This window comes from Roseovarius autotrophicus, assembly GCF_018069895.1.
GTDB lineage: Bacteria > Pseudomonadota > Alphaproteobacteria > Rhodobacterales > Rhodobacteraceae > Roseovarius > Roseovarius autotrophicus.
Genome location: NZ_JAGQDH010000006.1, coordinates 80,705 through 101,432 on the forward strand (window position 1 = coordinate 80,705; position 20,728 = coordinate 101,432).

The window sequence follows — 20,728 nt, forward strand, 5'->3', positions numbered from 1 at the left end:
AGAATGGACGCAACCCTATGGATGCTTGTCGGCGCACTGCTCATGCTGGGGCTGATCCTGCTGCGATCCCGGCTGATCGGATTCGCCGCGCAACAACCCGAGGATTATGCCGCAGCCGCGCCCCGGCTCGATCTGCGCGAGCACCTCAACGGCCCGATGAAATGCGAGGGCGTGATCTACGGCCCGCTTGGCCGCGTCGCCTCTCGCTTCGATGCCGATTTCGAGGCCGAATGGCAAGGCAATCGCGGTGTGATGCGCGAGCATTTTCGCTATGACAGCGGGCGCGAACAGGAGCGCGAATGGCACCTCACGCTTGGCAACGATGGCTCTATCCGCGCCACGGCGGCGGATCTGGTGGGCGCCGGAACGGGCCAGCAATCCGGCCCGGCGGCGCGGCTGCATTACCGCATCCGCCTGCCACGCGAGGCGGGGGGGCATGTGCTCTCGGTGACCGACTGGATGTATCTCACCCCCGGCGGGGTGGTCGTGAACCGCAGCCAGTTCCACAAGTTCGGGATCAAGGTGGCCGAGCTTGTCGCCACCATGCGCCGGGTCGAGGCATGAGCGGCTGGGCTGGAAAACGCTACTGGCTTGTCGGCGCGACCGAGGGGCTGGGCGCGGCGCTTGCGCAAAAGATAAGCGCCGCCGGGGCCGAGGTGATCGTGTCGGGGCGCAACGCCGCGCGCTGCGCCGAGGTGGCCGAGGGCCTGCCGGGACGCGCGCAAGCCCTGCCTGTCGATGTGCAGGACAGCGCCGCCGTATCGGAGGCGGCGGCAAGCCTTGGGCAGATCGACGGGGTTGTTTTCCTCGCCGGTGTCTACTGGCCCATGCCCGCACAGGAGCTTGACCCCGAGCAATTCGTCGCCATGGCCGATGTGAATTTCACCGGGGCCGCGCGCGTCATCGGCGCGGTCCTGCCCGGCATGGTGGCGCGCGACGCGGGGCATATCGTGCTCACCGGGTCGCTTGCCGGGTTTCGTGGTCTGCCGGGGGCGATGGGCTATGCCGCCTCCAAGGCCGGGGTGATGAGCCTTGCCGAGAGCCTGCGCGCCGATCTGTGGCGCACCGGCGTTCGCGTGCAACTGGCCAATCCGGGTTTCATAAGGACCCGCCTCACCGACAAGAACGCCTTTCGCATGCCATTCCTCATGGCGCCCGAAGAGGCCGCGCAGCACATGTTCGAGCTGATGTGCGACGAGGCCGCGTTTCAGCGCAGTTTTCCCCGGCTCTTTTCGCTCGTGTTTCGTCTGTCACGGTTTTTGCCAGATTGGGCCTACTTCAGAATATTTGCGTGAAATCAATGAAAGGGTCTCGGAGCGCGTGCAAACCTGTGGCACCATGCGAGCAGGAGGGTCCACATGCTAGACATCACCGTTCACAAGATCGCACAGGTCGTGCTCATGGCGCGCGAGCTTGACCGCGCCGAGCCGGAGTTGCGCGCCTTCATCGACCGCATGACCGAAGATGAACAGGCCAGCCTTGTTGCCGTCATGTGGATCGGGCGCGGCAGCTTCGAGCCGGAAGAGATCGAAGAGGCCAAGCGCACCGCCTTTGAGGAGGCAACGACGCCGTGCTCCGATTACCTCATCGGCACGCCGCACCTGTCGGATCACCTCGAGAACGGACTCGAATCGCTCGGGATGTCGGCGTCGGATGACGAGGATGAATTGATCCGGGGAGGATGACCGCAGGCCGCGCCATCGCGACCTTTCCGGCAGATTGATCAGGTTCCCCCGGCGCACTCGGGGAGATGAGCGCACCGGGAGAGAACGCAGCCCCCGCTCAGAGGTTGCCGCGTGAAAGTTCGCCCGCGATGTGATCCGCCTGCCGTATGGCCAGCGCCACGATGGTCAGCGTCGGGTTCTCCGCTGCACCGGTGGTGAATTGCGAGCCGTCCGAGACGAAGAGGTTGGGAATGTCATGGGTCTGGCCCCATTTGTTCACGACCCCGTCGCGCGGGTTCTCGGACATGCGGTTGGTGCCGAGGTTGTGGGTCGAGGGATAGGGTGGCGTCGGAAAGGTGCGCGTGGCCCCCACCGCATCATAGACAGCCGCGCCGCGCGCATAGGCGTGGTTGCGCATGGCGATATCGTTGGGGTGATCGTCAAAATGCACATTCGCCACCGGCAGGCCGTATTGATCCTTGACGTCATGGTTGAGGGTGACGCGGTTGGTCTCCTGCGGCATGTCCTCGCCCACGATCCACATGCCGGCCATGTTCTCGTAGGAATCAAGCGCGGTGGTGAATTCGCGCCCCCATCCGCCGGGATCAAGAAACGCCGCCATGAAGGGCAGGCCAAGCGCCAGCGTTTCCAGCTCATAGCCGCCGACGAAGCCGCGTGACGGGTCGTGCCGCGATTCATCCTGAATGATGCCCGCCATGGTCGTGCCGCGCCACATCTTTACCGGCTTGTCGAACACGCCGTAAACCGAGCCGGTCATGTGCCGCATGTAATTGCGCCCCACCTGACCCGAGGAATTGGCAAGGCCATCGGGGAACATCGACGACGCGGAATTGAGCAGCAGGCGGGGCGACTCGAAACTGTTGCCCGCGACACAGACCGCGCGCGCCTTCTGCATCTGCAAATTGCCGTCCTTGTCGAAATACTCGACGCCGGTCACCTTGCCGCTGTCGTCATGCAGGATGCGCGCCACATGCGCGCGCTCGCGCACCTCGAGGTTACCGGTCGCCTCGCCGCGCGGAATATCCGTGTAGGCCGCCGACCATTTCGCGCCCCATTTGCAACCCTGAAAGCAGAATCCCGTCTGCTGGCAGGCATAGCGCCCGTCATTCTCCTGGCTGTTGATCGCCATGCGACCGGTATGGACCTCCTTGTAGCCAAGCGCCTTGGCGCCGGCCTCGAACACCTTGTAGTTGTTGCAGCCGGGAAGGCCGGGAATCCCGTTGGTGCGGGTCACGCCCAGCTTCTTCTCGGCCTTGTCATACCACGGCGCCATTTCCGCCGCGTCGATGGGCCAATCCAGAAGGTTCGCGCCCTGAACCGGGCCATAGGTGGTCGCGGCCTTCCATTCATGGTCCTGAAAGCGCAGCGAGGCCCCGGCCCAATGGGTCGTGGTGCCGCCGACAGCCTTCACGATCCACGCTGGCAACCCCGAGAAATCGCGCGCCACACGCCAGTCGCCAGACGTGGTGCGCGGATCAAGCCAGGCCAGTTGGCCAAAGCTTTCCCATTCGTCGTTGACGTAATCCTCGGGCAGGTAGCGCCCGCCCGCCTCGAGCGCGACCACGGACACGCCGCGTTGCGCCAACTCGTTGGACAGCACGCCGCCGCCCGCGCCGGTGCCGATGACGACGATCACAGAGTCGTCGTTATGATCAAAAGGTGCAGCCATAGTCTTTCCTCCCTCGATGGCTATGGCTCAGAGCCAGGTGATGTCGTCGAAACCGCGGTCGATGTAACCGCCCTTGGAATAGGACTCGCCCTCATAACCAAACAGCGGCCAGACCGCCTTTTGATTATAAAGGCCGGTCACGAGGCCGCCGCGGATCTGCTGAAAGAAGGCGCTTTGCTCGATGCTGCGCAGGATATCGACGCGGTCGCGCTCCCAGCCGATGCTGAGGTAATCGGTATGGCCGCGGCCTTGCGCCGCCGCGTTCAGCCCCGCGATGCCCGCCTCGATGGCAGGGGCGGCCTCGGGCGTGTCATAGCCTTTGACGGCAATGACGTAATATTCGTCGGCCACATGGTCATGAGGGTAGATATCGCGCGCCATCTGGATCAGCGTTGCCATGGTCTCGGGTCGTAGCGCCTGTGTTTCCAGAGCCCATGCCCCGTTGGCTCCGGCAACAAAGCCCGCGCCCACCACGAAGGATGCCCCCGCGGCCATCGAGCGGGCAAGCAACTCGCGCCGCGTCATGCCCTTGCGGGCGATTGTCTGGGTCATGTTTTCTCCTCCCAAAGAAAACGGCGCGCCCCGTGGGGCCGCGCCGGGTTGTTCACTGGTAGCGTCCTCCGCGCTCCAGCACCTCGATCTCGTAGCCATCCGGGTCGGCCACAAAGAAGAACTTGGCGATCACCTCGCCATCAGGGGCAAAGGACACGATCTTGCGCGGGCTCAGCCCCTCGGCCGTGAAACGTGCGTGCTCGGCTTCCAGATCCTCGACAACAAAAGCGATATGGCCATAGCCGTCGCCAAGGTCATACGGCTCGGTGCGGCCCTTGTTGACGGTCAGTTCCAGCTCGAATGCGGCTTGCGAATTGGCCAGATAGACCAGCGTGAATTTCTCGAAATCGAGCCGCTGCGCCACCTCTAGGCCGAAGGCGCGCCGGTAGAAATCGAGCGAGCGTCCTTCGTCGAGAACGCGAATCATGCTGTGAATGGCTTTGGCCATATCTGCCCTCCGGAACGATGAATTGGTCCGGAAAGATTACCAGCGTTGGCCCGCCGGTGGGTAGTAAGGGGTTACTACGACTCTGTTTGTCTACTCCGCCGCGATCTGACCCGCCTCCGCCTCCAGAGGGTTCTCCAGATGCACAAGGCAGGTGCAGCGCAAAAGCGCGGTGAAGTTCTTGGGTTCTCCATGCAATTCGAGCACTTCACCATGCAGTTTCGAGATGAAGGCGGGGGTGCTCAGCCCCTCGCTTGCGGCGATGTCGTCGAGAATGCCCCAAAAGGATTTTTCCAGCCTTATGCTCGTGCTCTGCCCATTCAGGCGCATCCGGCGGGTCTCGAGCGTGTAACGGTCCGGGTCCTGCCCGGCGAATATGCGGCACATGTGTCGTCCTCCCTTCTCCGGCGCGGCGGGCGCGCCGGATCTCAGTAGACGCCAATCATGGCGCATTTTTCCAGAAGGGCAAATCTTTCATGACAGGGCCGTGTCAGGGATAGGTGCGCGCCACGGTCCCGGGCAGGGTGAAATCCTCGCTGTGCACCACCACACCCGCGTCGGTCAGCAGCAAGATGCCGTAAGCGCCCGGCTCGTCGATGGAAAGGCTCGGGTCGTGATAACCAAGCGTCATCGGCATCTGGTGGCAGGGGCTTTTGAGGATCGTCACCGGAATGCCGCCCGCCGCGCCCTGGATCGTGCGGTGGACATGGCCCGAGACGATCTGCACCACATTGCCCGATGCGCGAAGGCGATCAATCAGGGCCGCGCGGTTCTTCAGCCCGATCCAGTCCATCCCCGTGAAGCCGGTCTCGATCGGCGGGTGATGAGTAAAGACGATCACGCGCCGGTCGCCTGACGCGCGCAGCGCGGTCTCAAGCCAGTCGAGACGTGCCCCGCAGAGCCAGCCGGAATGGGTATCCTCAGCCTCCTCATTGAGCGTGTCGAGGCAGATCAGACGATAGCCGGGCAGGTCGGTGACATGCTGGATATGCCCCGTCTCCATCCGCGCCGCCTCGGGAAAGGCGGTAAGGAAGGGCGCGCGCCGGTCGTGATTGCCCAGCATGAGCGAGATCGGCAGGGGACAGCCATCAAGCGCCGCGCGCAGTCGCGCGTATTCCTCTGGCGCGGCATTATGGGTCAGGTCACCGCACAGCACCACGCGCGCGGCATCGGCATGCCGGTCAAGCGCATGGGCAAACCCGAGGGAGAAGCGCGCGAACGGATCAAGGCCGATGATGGTCTCGCCCTCGGGCACAAGGTGGATATCGGTGAAGACGATGATTTTCTGCATGGGCTGGCCTGTGAGAGGGCATATGGCGCGCAGCATGGCCGAACTGGCGCGATTGCAAAAGCGATTCCACCAGCGGGCTGTCATCCTCGGGCTTGCCCCGAGGATCTCTTGCGGCTGGAGACCCTCGGGTCAGGCCCGAGGGTGACGGGGTGTGGGGTGGAGACCCTCGGGTCAGGCCAGAGGATGACGGTGCTTGCGGTTATTCCAGCTCCACCAACAGATCCTTGGCGTCGATCTGTCCGCCTGGCTGGACGTGCACAGCCTTGACCACCGCGTCGCGCTCGGCGTGGATACTGGTTTCCATCTTCATCGCCTCGATGGTCAGCAGCAGGTCGCCGGTCTCGATCACCTGCCCTGCCTGCACCGCCACCGTGGCCACCACCCCCGGCATCGGCGCGCCAACATGGTTCGGATTGCTGTGCTCGGCCTTGGGCCGGGCGACGGCCTGTGACTTGACCATGCGGTTGGGTACGCGAATCACGCGGGGCTGGCCGTTGAGTTCGAAGAACACGCGCACCTCGCCATCCTCCTGCGTCTCGCCAACGGCTTGCAGGCGGATTTCAAGGATCTTGCCTGGGTCGATCTCGACGCTGATCTCCTCGCCCGGCTGCATCCCGTAGAAGAAGGTTCGCGTGGGCAGGGTGCGCACCGGGCCATGCACCGAATGGCGCTCCATGTAATCGGCAAAGACGCGTGGATACATCAGGCTTCCCATCAGATCCTCTTTGTCGATCTCCTCACCGAATCGCTCTTTCAACTCGGCGTGGCGCGCCTCGAGATCCTCGGGCGGCAGAAGGGTGCCCGGGCGCACGGTGATCGGCTCTTCGCCCTTGAGCACCTTCTTGACGATCGCGGGCGGAAAGCCGCCCGGCGCCTGGCCCACATAGCCCTTCATCAGCGTCACCACGCTGTCGGGAAAGCTGACCTCGGTCGCGGGGTTCAGCACATCCTCGCAGGTCAGGCCCTGGCTGACCATCATCAGCGCCAGATCGCCCACCGTCTTGGCAATCGGCGTCACCTTGATCACGTCACCGAACATCTGGTTCACATCGGCATAGGTGCGCGCAATCTCGTGCCAGCGATCCTCCATCCCCATCGAGCGCGCCTGCGTCTTGAGGTTGGTGAACTGCCCGCCGGGCATCTCGTGCAGATAGACCTCGGAGGTGGGCGACTGCATCCCGCTCTCGAAAGCGGCGTAGTGATTGCGCACCGATTCCCAGTAGTTCGAGATGTGCCGGATTGCGGTAATATCAAGCCCGGTATCGCGCGGCGTGTGGCGCAGCGCCTCGACAATCGTGCCAAGCGTTGCTTGGCTCGTGTTGCCCGAGAGCGCATCCATCGCGCAATCGACCGCATCGACCCCGGCCTCGGCGGCGGCAAGGATCGTGGCCCCGGCGATACCAGCCGTGTCATGGGTGTGATAGTGAAGCGGCAGCCCCACCTCTTGCTTGAGCGCGCGGAACAGCACGCTGGCCGTGGCCGGCTTCATCAGCCCGCCCATATCCTTGATGCACAGGATATGCGTGCCCGCCGCCTTCAGCTCTTGCGCCATCGACAGGTAATATTTCAGGTCATACTTGGACCGCGCCGGATCGAGCATGTCGCCGGTGTAGCAGATCGCGGCCTCCAGCACCTTGCCCGACTCGAGCACCGCATCCATCGAGACGCGCATGTTCTCTGCCCAGTTCAACGGATCGAAGACGCGGAACAGGTCAATGCCGCTTGCCGCCGCCTGTTTGACAAAGGCTGCGACCACATTGTCGGGATAATTGGTATAGCCCACCCCGTTCGAGCCGCGCAGCAGCATCTGCGTCAGCAGGTTTGGCATCGCGGCACGGATGTCGCGCAGGCGTTGCCACGGGCATTCGTCAAGGAAGCGATAAGCCACGTCAAAGGTCGCCCCGCCCCAGCATTCGACCGAGAAAAGGCCCGGCAGGTCATGGGCATAGTTGGGCGCGATGCCGATCATGTCGATGGACCGCATCCGCGTGGCCAAAAGCGATTGATGGCTGTCGCGCATGGTGGTGTCGGTGATCAGAAGTTGCTTTTGCGCCGCCATCCAGTCTGCCACCGCCTGCGCGCCGTCGCGTTCGAGGATCTGGCGCACACCATCGCGGATGTCGGAGTTGGCGGGGCGCGGCGCACGCGGGAGCTTCGTATCCTCGGGCGGGCGCGGACGGCCCTGCACCTCGGGATGTCCGTTCACCGTGACATCGCCGATATAAGTCAGAACCTTGGTGCCCCGGTCGCGCCTTGTCGAGAAACTGAACAGCTCGGGCGTAGTGTCGATGAACTTGGTCGTATAGCGGTTCTCGAGAAAGGTCGGATGTTTCAGAAGGTTCTCGACGAAAGCGATATTCGTGCTCACCCCCCGGATACGGAACTCTCGCAAGGCGCGGTCCATCCGCGCGATGGCAGCCTCGGGCGTGGGCGCCCAGGCAGTGACCTTGGTCAGAAGGCTGTCGTAGTAGCGCGTGATCACGCCGCCCGCATAGGCGGTGCCGCCATCAAGGCGAATACCCATGCCGGTGGCGCTGCGATAGGCGGTGATGCGACCGTAATCGGGGATGAAATTGTTGAGCGGATCCTCGGTGGTGATCCGCGTCTGAAGCGCATGGCCATGCAGGGTAATGTCATACTGGCTGGCCTTGCCGGTGGCCTCGATCAGCGTCTTGCCCTCGGCGATCTTGATCTGGGCCTGCACGATATCGATGCCGGTGACCTCTTCGGTCACGGTATGCTCGACCTGCACGCGAGGGTTGACCTCGATGAAATAGAACTTGCCGGTGTCCATATCCATCAGGAATTCGACCGTGCCGGCACATTCGTAATTGACGTGCTTGCAGATCTTGTAACCCAGTTGGCAGAGCTCCTCGCGCTGCGCCTCTGACAGGTAGGGGGCCGGCGCGCGTTCCACGACCTTCTGGTTGCGGCGCTGCACGGAACAATCCCGCTCGAACAGGTGATACATGTTGCCATGCCTGTCGCCGAGGATCTGCACCTCGACATGCCGCGCGCGCTCGATCATCTTTTCCAGATAACCCTCGCCATTGCCAAAGGCGGCCTCGGCCTCGCGCCGGCCCTCGCGGACCTTCTCCTCCAACTCGTCTGGCCCGGCAATCGGGCGCATCCCCCGGCCGCCGCCGCCCCAGCTTGCCTTGAGCATAAGCGGATAGCCGACCGCGTCGGCCGCGCGCCGGATCGCGTCCATGTCCTCACCCAGCACTTCCGTCGCCGGGATGACGGGCACGCCCGCTGCCATGGCCACGCGCCGCGCGCTCGCCTTGTCGCCAAGCGCGCGCATGGTCTCGGCCTTCGGGCCGATAAAGGTGATGCCCGCCGCATCACATGCCTCGACGAAATCGGGGTTCTCGCTCAGCAGCCCATAGCCCGGATGGATCGCATCCGCGCCCGACTGTTTCGCCACCCGTATGATTTCCTCGATCGAAAGATAGGCCGCGACCGGCCCCATCCCCTCGCCGATCCGATAGGCCTCGTCCGCCTTGAACCGATGCAGCGACAGCTTGTCCTCCTCGGCAAAAACCGCGACGGTCTTTTTGCCAAGCTCATTGGCTGCGCGCATGACGCGAATGGCGATCTCGCCACGGTTGGCGATGAGGATTTTCTGGAATTCGGCCATGGACGGCTCTCCCGAATGTCTTGGATTCTGCGCTGCGGCGCGTCCGCCTTGTAAGATTTGTGAAAGATTTGTGCAATTGGCCTTTGCGGCTCAGGGCAAAAGCCGCGTACGCACATCCAGAATCCGCGCGACGCCAAGCTGCCCCATGTTCGCCTTCAGATCCTCGGTCAGGATATCGACCAGATGGGCGGGGCCATCTGCCCCGAGCGCGCCAAGCGCATAATGCCAGCCGCGCCCCATCATCACGAAATCCGCGCCAAGCGCCACAGCACGCAGGATATCGAGCCCGCCCTCGATTCCGCCATCCAGGATCACGGGCAACGTGGTGGCCGCACGGATCGCGGGTAGCGCCTCGATCGTGGCGGGGGCTGCGTCGAACTGTCGGCCTGCATGATTCGAGATCCAGATCGCATCCGCGCCTTCCTTTTCCAGCGCCTCGGCATCCTCGGCCCGGCTCACGCCCTTGACGACAAGCGGGCCGTCCCAGTGCTCGCGCAGCCAGCGCAGATAGCCCCAGTCCGGCGAGGTGCGCAGCAGGTATCCGGCATGCTTGGTCGAGGGCAGGCCCTTTACCGCGCCCGCGTAATCATCGATGAGCCGCATCCGCGGCAGGCCCTTGCCTGCCATGCCCATGGCCCAGACAGGCCGCATCGCCACCTGCGCCATCAGACGCGGGGTGAGCTTCGGCGGTGTCGTCAGACCGGAGCGCACCTGTCGTTCCCGTCGGCTCGCCACCGGCACATCCACGGTCAGCACCAGCACGGAAAATCCCGCTTCGCGCGCGCGCTTAAGCATATCGGCGCGGATACCCTCGTCGCGCGGCGGATACATCTGGAACCAGCCTCGCCCGCCCAGATGCGGCCCCACATCCTCGGGCCGCACCGTCGCCACGGTCGAGAGCGTATACGGCAGCCCCGCCCGCGTCGCCGCCCGCGCCAGATGGTGTTCGGCATCGGGCCAGATCAGCCCCGACATCCCCACCGGCGCAATGCCCACCGGCAGAGGGTAGCTCTGACCGAAAAGCGTGACCGACAGATCCGGCGCAATCTCGCCATGCAGGATCGACGGGCTGAGAAGCACCCGGTCGAGCATCGAGCGGTTGCGCGTCTTGGTGGCCTCCACCCCGGTGCCGCTGTCGAGATATTCCCAGACGAAACGGGGAATGCGGGCCTGCGCACGGTCGCGCAGATCGGAAAGGGCGGGATAGCGGGCGTGCAGGTTCATACCCTATTTGCGCGGGTTTTCAGGGGCTTGTCCAGAGGGAGAACGGGGCGGAACAGAACTCGAACACGGGCTTTATCTCGGAACCTGCCCACGCTATTGTCGCGCCCATGAGCAGCTTTGACGACACCGACGCCTTCGAAGGCGCAAGCCTTGCCGCCCGCGCCATGGCCGCGCGGCCTGCGCGCTATCTCGACGAGTTGAACCCCGAGCAACGCCGTGCCGCGGAAACGCTTGACGGGCCGGTGCTGATGCTGGCCGGCGCAGGCACTGGCAAGACCAAGGCGCTGACCACGCGGATCGTGCATCTGTTGAACACGGGCCGCGCGCGACCGAATGAAATCCTCGCCGTGACCTTTACCAACAAGGCCGCGCGCGAGATGAGAGAGCGCGTCGCGCGCCTGATGGGGCAGACGGTCGAGGGGATGCCATGGCTTGGCACGTTCCATTCGATCTGCGTCAAGCTCTTGCGTCGTCACGCCGAACTGGTGGATCTCAAATCGAATTTCACCATTCTCGACACAGATGATCAACTGCGCCTTCTCAAGCAACTGGTGCAGGCCTCGGGCATCGACGACAAACGCTGGCCCGCGCGGCAATTGGCCGGGATCATCGACCACTGGAAGAACCGCGCCTGGACGCCCGACAATCTGCCCGCCTCGGAGGGGAGTGCCTATGAGGGCAAGGGCCCGGCGCTCTACCGGCAGTATCAGACCCGCCTGCGCGAGTTGAACGCAGTCGATTTCGGCGACCTGCTCTTGCATGTGGTCACGATCTTTCAAAAGCACGACGACGTGCTCAGGCAATACCAACGCTGGTTCCGCTACATCCTTGTTGACGAGTATCAGGATACCAACGTCGCGCAATATCTCTGGCTGCGCCTTCTGGCGGGGGGGCACAAGAATATCTGTTGCGTGGGCGATGACGATCAGTCGATCTATGGCTGGCGCGGGGCCGAAGTGGGCAATATCCTGCGGTTTGAAAAGGATTTTCCCGGCGCGGCAGTGATCCGGCTGGAACAGAATTACCGCTCGACCCCGCATATCCTTGCGGCGGCCTCGGGTGTGATCGCGGGCAATCGGGACCGGCTTGGCAAGGAGTTGTGGACCGCGACCAAAGAAGGCGAAAAGGTCCGCCTGATCGGCCATTGGGATGGCGAGGAAGAGGCGCGCTGGATCGGCGAGGAAATCGACGCGATGCAGCGCGGCACGCGGGGGATGCGGCCCTTCTCTCTGGACGAGATAGCGATTCTCGTGCGCGCCAGCCACCAGATGCGCGCCTTCGAGGATCGGTTTCTGACCATCGGCCTGCCGTATCGCGTGATCGGCGGGCCGCGTTTCTACGAGCGGATGGAGATCCGCGACGCCATGGCCTATTTCCGGCTGGTGGTTTCGCCTGCGGATGATCTGGCCTTTGAGCGGATTGTCAACACACCCAAGCGGGGCCTCGGCGACAAGGCGGTGCAGACGATCCAGCGCACAGCGCGCGACAACGGCCTCAGTCTGGTGGACGGCGCGGGTCTGGGCATCCGTTCCGGCGCGATCAAGGGAAAGGGTGCGGTGGAACTGGCCCGGCTTCTCGATGGTCTCGCCCGCTGGGGCCGGATGATGGACGACCCGAGCGTCAGCCATATGGAACTGGCCGAAATCATCCTTGATGAGAGCGGCTATACCGGCATGTGGCAGGCCGACAAGACGCCCGAGGCACCGGGGCGGCTTGAAAACCTCAAGGAACTGGTGAAGGCGCTGGAAGGCTTCGAGAACCTGCAAGGGTTTCTGGAACACGTCGCCCTCATCATGGAGAATGAAAGCGACGAGGCGGGCGAGAAGGTCACGCTGATGACGCTGCATGCCGCCAAGGGGCTGGAATTTCCCGCCGTGTTCCTGCCGGGGTGGGAGGATGGGCTTTTCCCCTCGCAACGCTCGATGGATGAAAGCGGGCAGAAGGGGCTGGAGGAGGAGCGCCGACTGGCCTATGTCGGCATCACCCGCGCCGAGGAGGTCTGCACCATATCCTTCGCGGGCAATCGCCGCGTCTATGGCCAGTGGCAATCGCAAATGCCCTCGCGCTTCATCGACGAGTTGCCGCCGGATCACGTCGAAGTACTGACGCCACCCGGCCTCTATGGCGGTCGCGTCGCCGCCCCGAGCGGCATCGAGACCCGCGCGGCCGAGGCCAATGTCTACAACTCTCCCGGCTGGCGGCGGCTGCAATCGCGCGGCAACGAGCGCCCGCTGAGCCAGCCCCGCGAAGCGCGCGCCCCGGTAATCGACATACAGGCGGTGAGCGCACACACCGTGGGAGAGCGCGTCTTTCACCAGAAATTCGGCTATGGCGCGATCATCGCCATCGAGGGTGACAAGCTGGAAATCGCCTTTGACAAGGCGGGCACCAAGAAGGTGGTCGCCCGCTTCATCACCGGCGCGGATGACGTGCCGTTCTGAGCGGCTCTGGCCGACGGATTCGAGTATTTGTGGAACGATGAAACCGGGGCGTGTTTCATCGTTCCCTAAATACTCCCGCCGGAGGCATCCCGTCAGCCGAGTTCGGCAAGCCGGTCGAGGGCTGCGCGCAGGCGCGTTTCTTCCTCTTCGCGCAGACGCAGGTTTTCGCGGGCCTCCTCGACCACCTCCTCGGGCGCGCTCTCCACGAATTTGGGATTGGAAAGCCGCCCACGCAGGCCGCCGGTCTCCTTGGCGAGTTTCCCGAGCGTCTTTTCCAGTCGCGCCTTTTCCTCGGCCACGTCGATGATATCGGCCAGCGGCAGGCCGAAGGTTGCACCCTCCACCGCGATGGTGGCGCACCCCTTGGGCAGGGTGGCGGCGTCGCTCAGGCTCTCGATGCGGGCAAGGCGCTGGATCATGGCGGCATTGCGCGCCCATGCCGCGCGCCCGGCCTCGCCGATCTCGGTGACCAGCAGCGGCACATGGAGGCCCGCCGGCACATGCATCTGCGCGCGCACCGAGCGGACCTGGTCGATCAGCGCGATCACCCAGTTCATTTCCCGGTCGGCTTCGGGGGTGATGAGGTCAAGGCCATAGTCGGGCCAGTCGGCGTGCACGAGCATCTTTTGCCGCTGGCCAAGCGTGCCCCACAACTCTTCTGTCACGAAGGGCATTATCGGGTGCAGCAGGATCAGGCATTGGTCGATGACCCAGGCCATCGTGGCTTGCGTCTCGGCGCGGGTCTCGGCGTCCCCGTCAAGCAGGAGCGGCTTGGAGAACTCTACATACCAGTCGCAGACCGTTCCCCAGACAAAGGCATAGAGCGTGTTGGCGGCGTCGTTGAAGCGGAAGTTCTCGAGCGCCTCATCGACGGCGGCCCGCGTCTTGGCAGTCTCGCCGATGATCCATCTGTTGACCGTGGCCTTGGGCGTGGGGATCGCGCCGGTGCTGCCGACCGCGCCATTCATCTCGGCAAAGCGGGCGGCGTTCCACAGCTTTGTGGTGAAGTTGCGATAGCCCGCGATGCGGTCTTTCGACAGCTTCAGATCACGCCCCATGGCGGCCATCGCGGTCAATGTGAACCGCACCGCATCCGCGCCGTAATCGCCGATCAGGTCGAGCGGGTCGAGCACGTTGCCCAAGCTCTTGGACATCTTCTTGCCCTTCTCGTCGCGCACGAGGGCGTGGACATAGACATGGGCAAACGGCTTTTGTCCGACCACCGCATATTGCATCATCATCATCCGGGCGACCCAGAAGAAGATGATGTCAAAGCCGGTGACAAGGACCGAGGTGGGGAAGTATTTTTTCAACTCCTCGGTATCCTCGGGCCAGCCCAGCGTGCCGATCGGCCAGAGGCCAGAGGAGAACCAGGTGTCGAGCACGTCGGGATCGCGCCAGACCGGATAGGCGAGATGGGTTGGATCCTGCGTGGCGGTGTAGTCCGCGAGCGCGGCGGCCAGACGGTGCAGCGCCTCGTCGCGGTTTGCCACCTCGACCACCTGCATCGCCGAGAGAGGCACCGGCAGGGCCGCCAGCCGGTCGTGATACGCCTCTGAAACCGCCCCGAAATCTGCACCGCATTCCATCAGCGGGCCAAGATGCCCCTCGTTCAAGAGGCGCAGCATCTCGGCAAGGTCAAGCGTGCCGTCGCCCTCGTCGTCCTCGAAACCGGGCGCGCTGAGGTCGAAGCCATACCACACCGGAATCTGATGCCCCCACCACAATTGCCGCGAGATGCACCACGGCTCGATATTCTCCAGCCAGTGGAAATAGACCTTGGCATCCTGTTCGGGCAGGATCGTCACCGCGCCAGAGCGCACGGCGTCGATGGCGGGTTGCACGATCTTGGCGGTATCCACGAACCACTGATCGGTCAGCATCGGCTCTATCACCACCTTGGAGCGGTCGCCGAAGGGCTGCATGATGGGTTTGTTCTCGACCAGCGGCACCATGATGATGTCATCCTCGGGCGTGCCGTCACCTGCAAGAGAGCCGTCATCCTCGGGCTTGACCCGAGGATCTCCTGCCTCCTGAGATCCTCGGGTCAAGCCCGAGGATGACGGGGTGGCGACCATGACCGCGAGGCCCTCGGCGGTGATTTCCGCGACAACCTTCTCACGCGCCTCGAACCGGTCCAGCCCGCGCAGATGATCGGGGATGAGGTTGAGCGTATCGATTTCCTCGGGCGTGAACGCCGCCCCTTCGGCGATCTCCTGCGCGCGGGCGGCGCACTCGGCATAGGGCGCACCGTCGCTGCGCATATGGGCGCGGGTGTCCATCAGGCGATACATCGGGATGCCGCCGCGCTGCGCCACGCCGTAATCGTTGGCATCATGCGCGCCGGTGATCTTGACCGCGCCCGAGCCGAAATCGGGATCGGGGTAGTCATCGGTGATGATCGGAATGAGGCGGCGATGTTCCTTCGGCCCCACCGGAATTTCGCAGAGCTTGCCCACGATGGGGGCATAGCGCGTATCCGACGGATGCACCGCCACCGCGCCGTCGCCCAGCATGGTTTCGGGGCGCGTGGTGGCGATGGAAATGTAATCGCGCGTCTCGCGCAGGGTCACGTTGCCGTCCGCGTCGCGCTCGACATACTCATAGGTCTGCCCGCCCGCGAGCGGATACTTGAAATGCCACATATGGCCCGGCACCTCGATATTCTCGACCTCCAGATCGGAAATCGCGGTCTCGAAATGCGGGTCCCAGTTCACCAGCCTCTTGCCGCGATAGATCAGGCCCTTGTTGTAGAGATCGACAAAGACCTTGATCACGGCATCGTGGAAATTGCCATCCTCGCCCACAGGCGCACCGGGCGCGCCGGACATGGTAAAGGCGTTGCGCGACCAGTCGCAGGAGGCGCCGAGCCGCTTCAACTGGTTGATGATGGTGCCGCCGGACTCCTGCTTCCATTCCCAGACCTTGGCCAGAAACTCCTCGCGCGTGAAATCGGTGCGGCGCTTGCCCTGCTCGGCCAGTTGCCGCTCCACCACCATCTGCGTGGCAATGCCGGCGTGATCCTGCCCCGGCTGCCAGAGCGTGTCATGCCCGCGCATCCGGTGCCAGCGGATCAGGATGTCCTGCAACGTGTTGTTGAAGGCGTGGCCCATGTGCAGGCTGCCCGTCACGTTGGGTGGCGGGATCATGATGGAGAAGCTTTCCGCACCGGGCCTTGCATTGGCCCCGGCGGCGAAGGCCCCGGAATTTTCCCAGGCGGCGTAAAGGCGGCCCTCGGCCTCGGCTGCGTTAAAGGTCTTGTCCATCGCCATGACGTTTCATTCCTGCCAGATCACGGGTTCGACCTGCTCTAGCGAATGTGTGCCGGAAGGGAAAGGCGTGAGCGGCGTGAAACCCGTCAAGTACCGCGATTCAGTTTGGTGGCGAGGTGGATGAGGCTTTCGGAACTGCGCACGCCCTTCGCCTCGCCAATGCGGTCGAGCGTATCGTCGAGTGCCTCTGTGGTCTCGGCCTCGACAGTCACGATAAGGTCGAATCGGCCAGAGGTGGTGTGAACACGGCGCACCTCTGGTAGCGATTTCAAACGCGCAAGCACGGTTGGCCCCGAGCGCGGCTCGATACTCAGAAGAACGGTGGTGCGCAGCGGCGCGCGCGCCTGCGCACCAAGCCGGAGCGCGTAGCCCGCGATGATACCAGATGCCTCCAGCCGGTCGAGCCGGGCCTGAACCGTGGTACGCGCGAGGCCAAGACGACGGGCGAGCGTGGCCACGGGCAGGCGGGCGTTCTCTTGCAAAAGAGCAATCAGGGCGCGGTCTGTTTCGTCGATCTGCATTGATACTTCGTCAATTTATCTATGCTATGCGCCATATCATACGATCTGACACGAGGATTCGACAATCATTTCCGGCAGAGTCAGGAAAAAGCACCAAGGAAGCCCCGATGCAGCGCGCCGAGACATGGTCTGACCCGATTGCCCACCTGACCCGGCAGGCACCGGATGCGCCGGTGCTCTATTTCTCGCCTGACCGGCTTCAGGCCACGGCGCGCGCCTTTCAGACGGGGTTTCCGGGCCTTGTGACCTATGCGGTCAAGGCCAATCCGGGCGAGGAGGTTCTGGCCAATCTGGTCGCGGCAGGTATCCGCGCCTTTGACGTGGCGAGCCCCGAGGAGATGGGCGCCGTCCGCGCGCTTTGCCCCGATGCGGTGCTGCATTATCACAACCCGGTGCGCTCGCCCGATGAGGTGGCCGTCGCGGCAAGGATGGGCGTGCGCGCCTTTTCGGTCGATTGCGTGCGAGAGTTGGACAAGCTGACCGGCAGAGTTGCACCAGGTTCCGAGATGAGCGTGCGCCTCGCGCTGCAGGTGCGCGGTGCGGCCTACGATTTCGGGGAAAAGTTCGGGCTGGGGCCAGAGGGAACGGCGGCGCTTTTGCAGGAGGTGGCAGCGCGCGGCTTTGCGCCCTCGCTGACCTTTCACCCCGGCACGCAATGCGCCGATCCGGCGGCATGGGGGGCCTATATCGGCGTGGCGGCAGAGGTCGCGCACAAGGCAGGCGTGCGGCTGCGCCGACTCAACGTGGGGGGAGGGTTCGCGTCGCATCGCACGGGGCAGGCGCCGGATCTGACGCCGATTTTCACCCAGATCGGCGCGGAAGTGGCGCGGCATTTCGGCACTCGGCCCCCCGCTCTTGTCTGCGAGCCGGGCCGCGCCATGGTGGCAGAGGCGTTCACGCTTGGCCTGCGCGTCAAGGCTATGCGCGCGAGCGGCGCGGTGTTCCTCAACGATGGGGTTTACGGCAGCCTGACGGAAGTTCGCGACATCGGCGCGCCCGACCGCCTGCGCGTCATCGCCCCCGACGGCACCGAGCGGCGCGGCGCGCCCATGCCCCGCGTGGTCTTTGGCCCCACCTGCGACAGCATCGACCGCCTGCCCGACCCGCTGCCGCTGCCTGGTGACATGGCGGAGGGCGACCATGTGCTGATCGCCGGGATGGGGGCCTATACGCGCTGTCTGGCAACCGGGTTCAACGGCTACGGGCTGCGCGATTTGGTGACCGTTTCACGACTGTGACAGCCGCCTCACGGCGATGTTCACGAAATGTCAGGATTTATCGGCGCAACATTGCCTATATTGAACGGGCGCGATCTGCGCGTCTGACCAGACAGGTGAGCCATGCCCTGGCGTGACTGGACACGGGCTATATACGATTGGCTGCGCCCCGGCCCGACCGAGGAGCATACCGCCTTTGGCCACAGGCGCGGGCCGGTCAACCATGTGCTGATCCTTGACGGCACCATGTCCACCCTCGCTCCGGGGTTCGAGACGAATGCGGGCCTGACCTACAAGCTCTTGCGCGAGGTGGCGGGTTCGGATCTGTCGCTGTTCTACGAGGCTGGGATCCAGTGGAGCGACTGGCGCGCCACCGGGGATATCATCCTCGGGCGCGGCATCAACCGGCAGATCCGGCGTGCCTATGGCTATCTCTCCAGCCGCTATCGACCCGGCGACCGGATTTTCCTTCTGGGCTATTCGCGCGGGGCCTATGCAGTGCGCTCACTGGCGGGCGTGATCGACCGGATCGGCCTCTTGCGCGCGGAGGGGGCGACAGAGCGCAACGTGCAGATGGCCTATCGTCATTACCGCTGCCACCCAGACAGCGCCGCTGCGCGGGCCTTTGTCCATGCCCATTGCCACGCCCATACCCATGTCGAGATGATCGGCGTCTGGGACACGGTCAAGGCGCTTGGCCTGCGCATTCCGATCCTCTGGCGCTTTCGCGCCGACAGGAACGGGTTTCACAATCACCACCTTGGCCACACAACGCGGCACGGCTTTCATGCGCTGGCACTGGATGAGACGCGGCGCGCCTACACGCCGGTGCTGTGGGAGTGTCCCCCGGGCTTTGACGGGCATGTGGAACAGGTCTGGTTTCGCGGCTGTCACTCGGACGTGGGCGGGCAGTTGTGCGGGGTCAACACCGCGCGCCCGCTGGCGAATATCCCGCTGGTCTGGATGCTTGAGAGGATGGAGGCCTGCAAGTTGCCGCTGCCCGAGGACTGGCATGCGCGGTTCCCGATGGATGTGAACGCGCCATCGGTCGGCACTTGGACAGGATGGAGCAAGATTCTGCTTTTCCGCGGCCCGCGCGTCGTGGGACGCGACCCGTCGGAACGTATCCACGAAAGCGTGACCGGCCCGTTGCGGCAGGGCGGGCGCGGCCCGCGCCTGACCGGACGATTAAAGGAGGCGGCGGACCTGTCCTCGCCGCGTCTCACCCGGGACGCATGACAAGGCAAGTGGTCGAGCCCGTAGCGTAAACGCGCCCATCCTCTACGCCGCGCAGTTCGCCCATGGCGACGGCGGTCGAGCGGCCCCTGTGCTGCACGAGGCCGGTCGCGCGCACGGACAGATCGAGCGGCAGGGCACGGGTGATATTCACCTTGAATTCCAGCGTCGTATACAGTTCACCCTGCGCCAGTTCGGTCATCACCGCGCAGCCCATGCAACTGTCGAGAATGGCCCCATACCAGCCGCCATGCACGCCCCCCATCGGGTTCATCGCCTCAAACCGCGCCGCCCCCTCGAACACCACCCGCCCGCGCGCCGCCTCTGTGGGCGCAAAGCCAAGCGTGCGCCCGATGGGCGGCACCGGCAGACGGCCAGCGATCATGTCTTCGATGAATTCCAACCCGGAGCGCACAAGTATGGCGTCACGATCCGGCAGGTCCGATGGCGAGGTGGCGAAGGGCATGGCGGGGCCTTTCCTGAGCACGACCCCTCTTTGGTAAGCGGTTCCGCCACAAGGAACAACTGCAACAAAAAACCCCGGCCGAACGGGCCGGGGCAAATGGCGCGACCGAGGGGTCGCGCACAGGGAACGATGCTCAGGCGACGTCGCGCAGCGTGACTTTCGGCATCACACCGAGCGCGTGGCACACGTCGCGGGTCAGTTCGGGGCGGTTGAGCGTGTAGAAATGCAGATCCTCCACCCCGCCCTCGATCAGGTCGCTGCACAATTCGGTGCAAAGCGCGGTGGCCAGCAGATCGTGGCGGTTGTCGCGGATGGCCTTGTCGAAGGCGTCATCGAGCCAGGCGGGCACGGTGGTGCCGCAGGACAGGGCGAATTTGCGCGCACCGGACCAGGTTTCGATCGGCAGAATGCCGGGAATGATCGGCGCGCTTATCCCCGCCGCCGCACAGGCGTCGCGGAAGCGAAAGAAGGTTTCGGCCTCGAAGAAGAACTGCGTGATCGCCTCTGATGCGCCCGCGTCGATCTTGCGCTTGAGCCAGTCGATATCGGCCTTCTGATCCTCCGCTTCGGGGTGTTTTTCGGGATAGGCGCCAACGCGGATGGTGAATTTGCCGGTGTCCGCCAGTGCCGCGATCAGCTCGCAACTATTGGCGAAACCTTGCGCGTGGGGCGTGAACCCGTCCGAGCCCTTGGGCGCGTCGCCCCGCAATGCCACGATCTCGCGCACGCCGGCGGCATGGAACTGTTCGGCGATCTCCAGCGTTTCGGCGCGGCTTGCGTTCACGCAGGTAAGGTGCGCCGCGACATTGAGGCCGGTGGCCTTGTGCAGGGTGCCCACGGCCTCGCGGGTCAACTCGCGGGTGGTGCCGCCCGCGCCATAGGTGACCGAGACGAAGCGGGGCGCGAGAGGGGCGAGGGCATGGATCGTGTCCCAGAGGCGGAACGATGCCTCAAGCGATTTGGGCGGGAAGAACTCGAAAGAGACGCGCGGCGTTTTCATGATCGGACATCCTGCGGAAAGGGGTCTGTTGAGCCTCTTGTTGCAGGCGCGCCCCTGTGAGACAACTTC

The 20,728-nt window shown here is 64.3% G+C and carries 17 protein-coding genes; 6 read left to right on the forward strand and 11 right to left on the reverse strand.

The window, feature by feature from the left end:
- Positions 1 to 3 precede the first annotated feature (3 nt).
- The 3 genes from KAK09_RS09055 to KAK09_RS09065 all read left to right on the forward strand — a co-directional run bounded on the left by KAK09_RS09055 (position 4) and on the right by KAK09_RS09065 (position 1,685).
- On the forward strand, positions 4 to 564 hold the full coding sequence (locus KAK09_RS09055; protein ID WP_210878617.1) for a DUF3833 domain-containing protein: 561 nt from the start codon (positions 4 to 6) through the stop codon (positions 562 to 564).
- Positions 561 to 1,295: an SDR family NAD(P)-dependent oxidoreductase gene (locus KAK09_RS09060; protein WP_210878618.1), complete on the forward strand. Its 735-nt coding sequence runs from the start codon at positions 561 to 563 to the stop codon at positions 1,293 to 1,295. Before KAK09_RS09055 ends, KAK09_RS09060 begins: the two co-directional genes overlap by 4 nt.
- A gap of 63 nt (positions 1,296 to 1,358) precedes the next feature.
- Positions 1,359 to 1,685 carry a DUF3775 domain-containing protein gene (locus KAK09_RS09065; RefSeq protein ID WP_210878619.1) on the forward strand — a complete coding sequence of 109 codons (327 nt, stop codon included), beginning with the start codon at positions 1,359 to 1,361 and terminating at the stop codon, positions 1,683 to 1,685.
- Positions 1,686 to 1,782: 97 nt separating this feature from the next.
- Here the strand turns inward: KAK09_RS09065 and KAK09_RS09070 are convergent, their stop codons facing one another.
- From KAK09_RS09070 to KAK09_RS09100, 7 genes are all read right to left on the reverse strand, one after another.
- Positions 1,783 to 3,354 (reverse strand): GMC family oxidoreductase, encoded by a 1,572-nt coding sequence (locus KAK09_RS09070; protein ID WP_210878620.1) that lies wholly within the window; start codon positions 3,352 to 3,354, stop codon positions 1,783 to 1,785.
- A gap of 27 nt (positions 3,355 to 3,381) precedes the next feature.
- Entirely contained in the window at positions 3,382 to 3,906 is a 525-nt protein-coding gene (locus KAK09_RS09075) for a Twin-arginine translocation pathway signal (RefSeq protein ID WP_210878621.1), read from the reverse strand.
- 52 nt (positions 3,907 to 3,958) lie between these two features.
- Positions 3,959 to 4,354: a VOC family protein gene (locus KAK09_RS09080; RefSeq protein ID WP_210878622.1), complete on the reverse strand. Its 396-nt coding sequence runs from the start codon at positions 4,352 to 4,354 to the stop codon at positions 3,959 to 3,961.
- A 90-nt stretch (positions 4,355 to 4,444) separates the two neighbouring features.
- A complete protein-coding gene (locus KAK09_RS09085) occupies positions 4,445 to 4,738 on the reverse strand; it encodes a ribbon-helix-helix domain-containing protein (RefSeq protein ID WP_210878623.1) in 294 nt (97 codons plus the stop codon).
- 103 nt (positions 4,739 to 4,841) lie between these two features.
- Positions 4,842 to 5,642 carry a phosphodiesterase gene (locus tag KAK09_RS09090; RefSeq protein WP_247651142.1) on the reverse strand — a complete coding sequence of 267 codons (801 nt, stop codon included), beginning with the start codon at positions 5,640 to 5,642 and terminating at the stop codon, positions 4,842 to 4,844.
- A 199-nt stretch (positions 5,643 to 5,841) separates the two neighbouring features.
- On the reverse strand, positions 5,842 to 9,282 hold the full coding sequence (gene pyc / locus KAK09_RS09095) for a pyruvate carboxylase (RefSeq protein WP_210878625.1): 3,441 nt from the start codon (positions 9,280 to 9,282) through the stop codon (positions 5,842 to 5,844).
- Positions 9,283 to 9,372: 90 nt separating this feature from the next.
- On the reverse strand, positions 9,373 to 10,506 hold the full coding sequence (locus KAK09_RS09100) for an alpha-hydroxy acid oxidase (protein ID WP_210878626.1): 1,134 nt from the start codon (positions 10,504 to 10,506) through the stop codon (positions 9,373 to 9,375).
- Positions 10,507 to 10,613: 107 nt separating this feature from the next.
- Here KAK09_RS09100 and KAK09_RS09105 point away from each other — a divergent pair, with 107 nt between their 5' ends.
- On the forward strand, positions 10,614 to 12,947 hold the full coding sequence (locus KAK09_RS09105; RefSeq protein ID WP_210878627.1) for an ATP-dependent helicase: 2,334 nt from the start codon (positions 10,614 to 10,616) through the stop codon (positions 12,945 to 12,947).
- Between the two features lie 92 nt (positions 12,948 to 13,039).
- Here KAK09_RS09105 and KAK09_RS09110 read toward each other — a convergent pair whose 3' ends face one another.
- A complete protein-coding gene (locus tag KAK09_RS09110) occupies positions 13,040 to 16,219 on the reverse strand; it encodes a valine--tRNA ligase (protein ID WP_210878628.1) in 3,180 nt (1,059 codons plus the stop codon).
- Between the two features lie 86 nt (positions 16,220 to 16,305).
- The gene (locus KAK09_RS09115; protein ID WP_210878629.1) at positions 16,306 to 16,740 is read right to left on the reverse strand and encodes an Lrp/AsnC family transcriptional regulator; all 435 of its coding nucleotides are present in this window, start codon (positions 16,738 to 16,740) and stop codon (positions 16,306 to 16,308) included.
- 107 nt (positions 16,741 to 16,847) lie between these two features.
- On the opposite strand from KAK09_RS09115, the gene KAK09_RS09120 reads away from it, so the two are divergent.
- Positions 16,848 to 17,978, forward strand: a complete 1,131-nt coding sequence (locus KAK09_RS09120; protein ID WP_210878630.1) for a type III PLP-dependent enzyme — start codon at positions 16,848 to 16,850, stop codon at positions 17,976 to 17,978.
- Positions 17,979 to 18,080: 102 nt separating this feature from the next.
- Positions 18,081 to 19,196: a DUF2235 domain-containing protein gene (locus KAK09_RS09125; protein ID WP_210878631.1), complete on the forward strand. Its 1,116-nt coding sequence runs from the start codon at positions 18,081 to 18,083 to the stop codon at positions 19,194 to 19,196.
- Here KAK09_RS09125 and KAK09_RS09130 read toward each other — a convergent pair.
- Positions 19,180 to 19,659, reverse strand: a complete 480-nt coding sequence (locus KAK09_RS09130) for a PaaI family thioesterase (protein ID WP_210878632.1) — start codon at positions 19,657 to 19,659, stop codon at positions 19,180 to 19,182. The two genes, KAK09_RS09125 and KAK09_RS09130, sit on opposite strands and share 17 nt — an antisense overlap.
- A 133-nt stretch (positions 19,660 to 19,792) precedes the next feature.
- Positions 19,793 to 20,659: a methylenetetrahydrofolate reductase [NAD(P)H] gene (metF, locus tag KAK09_RS09135; protein WP_210878633.1), complete on the reverse strand. Its 867-nt coding sequence runs from the start codon at positions 20,657 to 20,659 to the stop codon at positions 19,793 to 19,795.
- Positions 20,660 to 20,728 lie beyond the last annotated feature (69 nt).

Bases quoted from the DNA above. Each gene is read 5' to 3' on its own strand.
- KAK09_RS09055 (WP_210878617.1), top strand. From the start codon at position 4: ATGGACGCAACCCTATGGATGCTTGTCGGCGCACTGCTCATGCTGGGG.
- KAK09_RS09060 (WP_210878618.1), top strand. From the start codon at position 561: ATGAGCGGCTGGGCTGGAAAACGCTACTGGCTTGTCGGCGCGACCGAG.
- KAK09_RS09065 (WP_210878619.1), top strand. From the start codon at position 1,359: ATGCTAGACATCACCGTTCACAAGATCGCACAGGTCGTGCTCATGGCG.
- KAK09_RS09070 (WP_210878620.1), bottom strand. From the start codon at position 3,354: ATGGCTGCACCTTTTGATCATAACGACGACTCTGTGATCGTCGTCATC.
- KAK09_RS09075 (WP_210878621.1), bottom strand. From the start codon at position 3,906: ATGACCCAGACAATCGCCCGCAAGGGCATGACGCGGCGCGAGTTGCTT.
- KAK09_RS09080 (WP_210878622.1), bottom strand. From the start codon at position 4,354: ATGGCCAAAGCCATTCACAGCATGATTCGCGTTCTCGACGAAGGACGC.
- KAK09_RS09085 (WP_210878623.1), bottom strand. From the start codon at position 4,738: ATGTGCCGCATATTCGCCGGGCAGGACCCGGACCGTTACACGCTCGAG.
- KAK09_RS09090 (WP_247651142.1), bottom strand. From the start codon at position 5,642: ATGCAGAAAATCATCGTCTTCACCGATATCCACCTTGTGCCCGAGGGC.
- pyc (WP_210878625.1), bottom strand. From the start codon at position 9,282: ATGGCCGAATTCCAGAAAATCCTCATCGCCAACCGTGGCGAGATCGCC.
- KAK09_RS09100 (WP_210878626.1), bottom strand. From the start codon at position 10,506: ATGAACCTGCACGCCCGCTATCCCGCCCTTTCCGATCTGCGCGACCGT.
- KAK09_RS09105 (WP_210878627.1), top strand. From the start codon at position 10,614: ATGAGCAGCTTTGACGACACCGACGCCTTCGAAGGCGCAAGCCTTGCC.
- KAK09_RS09110 (WP_210878628.1), bottom strand. From the start codon at position 16,219: ATGGCGATGGACAAGACCTTTAACGCAGCCGAGGCCGAGGGCCGCCTT.
- KAK09_RS09115 (WP_210878629.1), bottom strand. From the start codon at position 16,740: ATGCAGATCGACGAAACAGACCGCGCCCTGATTGCTCTTTTGCAAGAG.
- KAK09_RS09120 (WP_210878630.1), top strand. From the start codon at position 16,848: ATGCAGCGCGCCGAGACATGGTCTGACCCGATTGCCCACCTGACCCGG.
- KAK09_RS09125 (WP_210878631.1), top strand. From the start codon at position 18,081: ATGCCCTGGCGTGACTGGACACGGGCTATATACGATTGGCTGCGCCCC.
- KAK09_RS09130 (WP_210878632.1), bottom strand. From the start codon at position 19,659: ATGCCCTTCGCCACCTCGCCATCGGACCTGCCGGATCGTGACGCCATA.
- metF (WP_210878633.1), bottom strand. From the start codon at position 20,659: ATGAAAACGCCGCGCGTCTCTTTCGAGTTCTTCCCGCCCAAATCGCTT.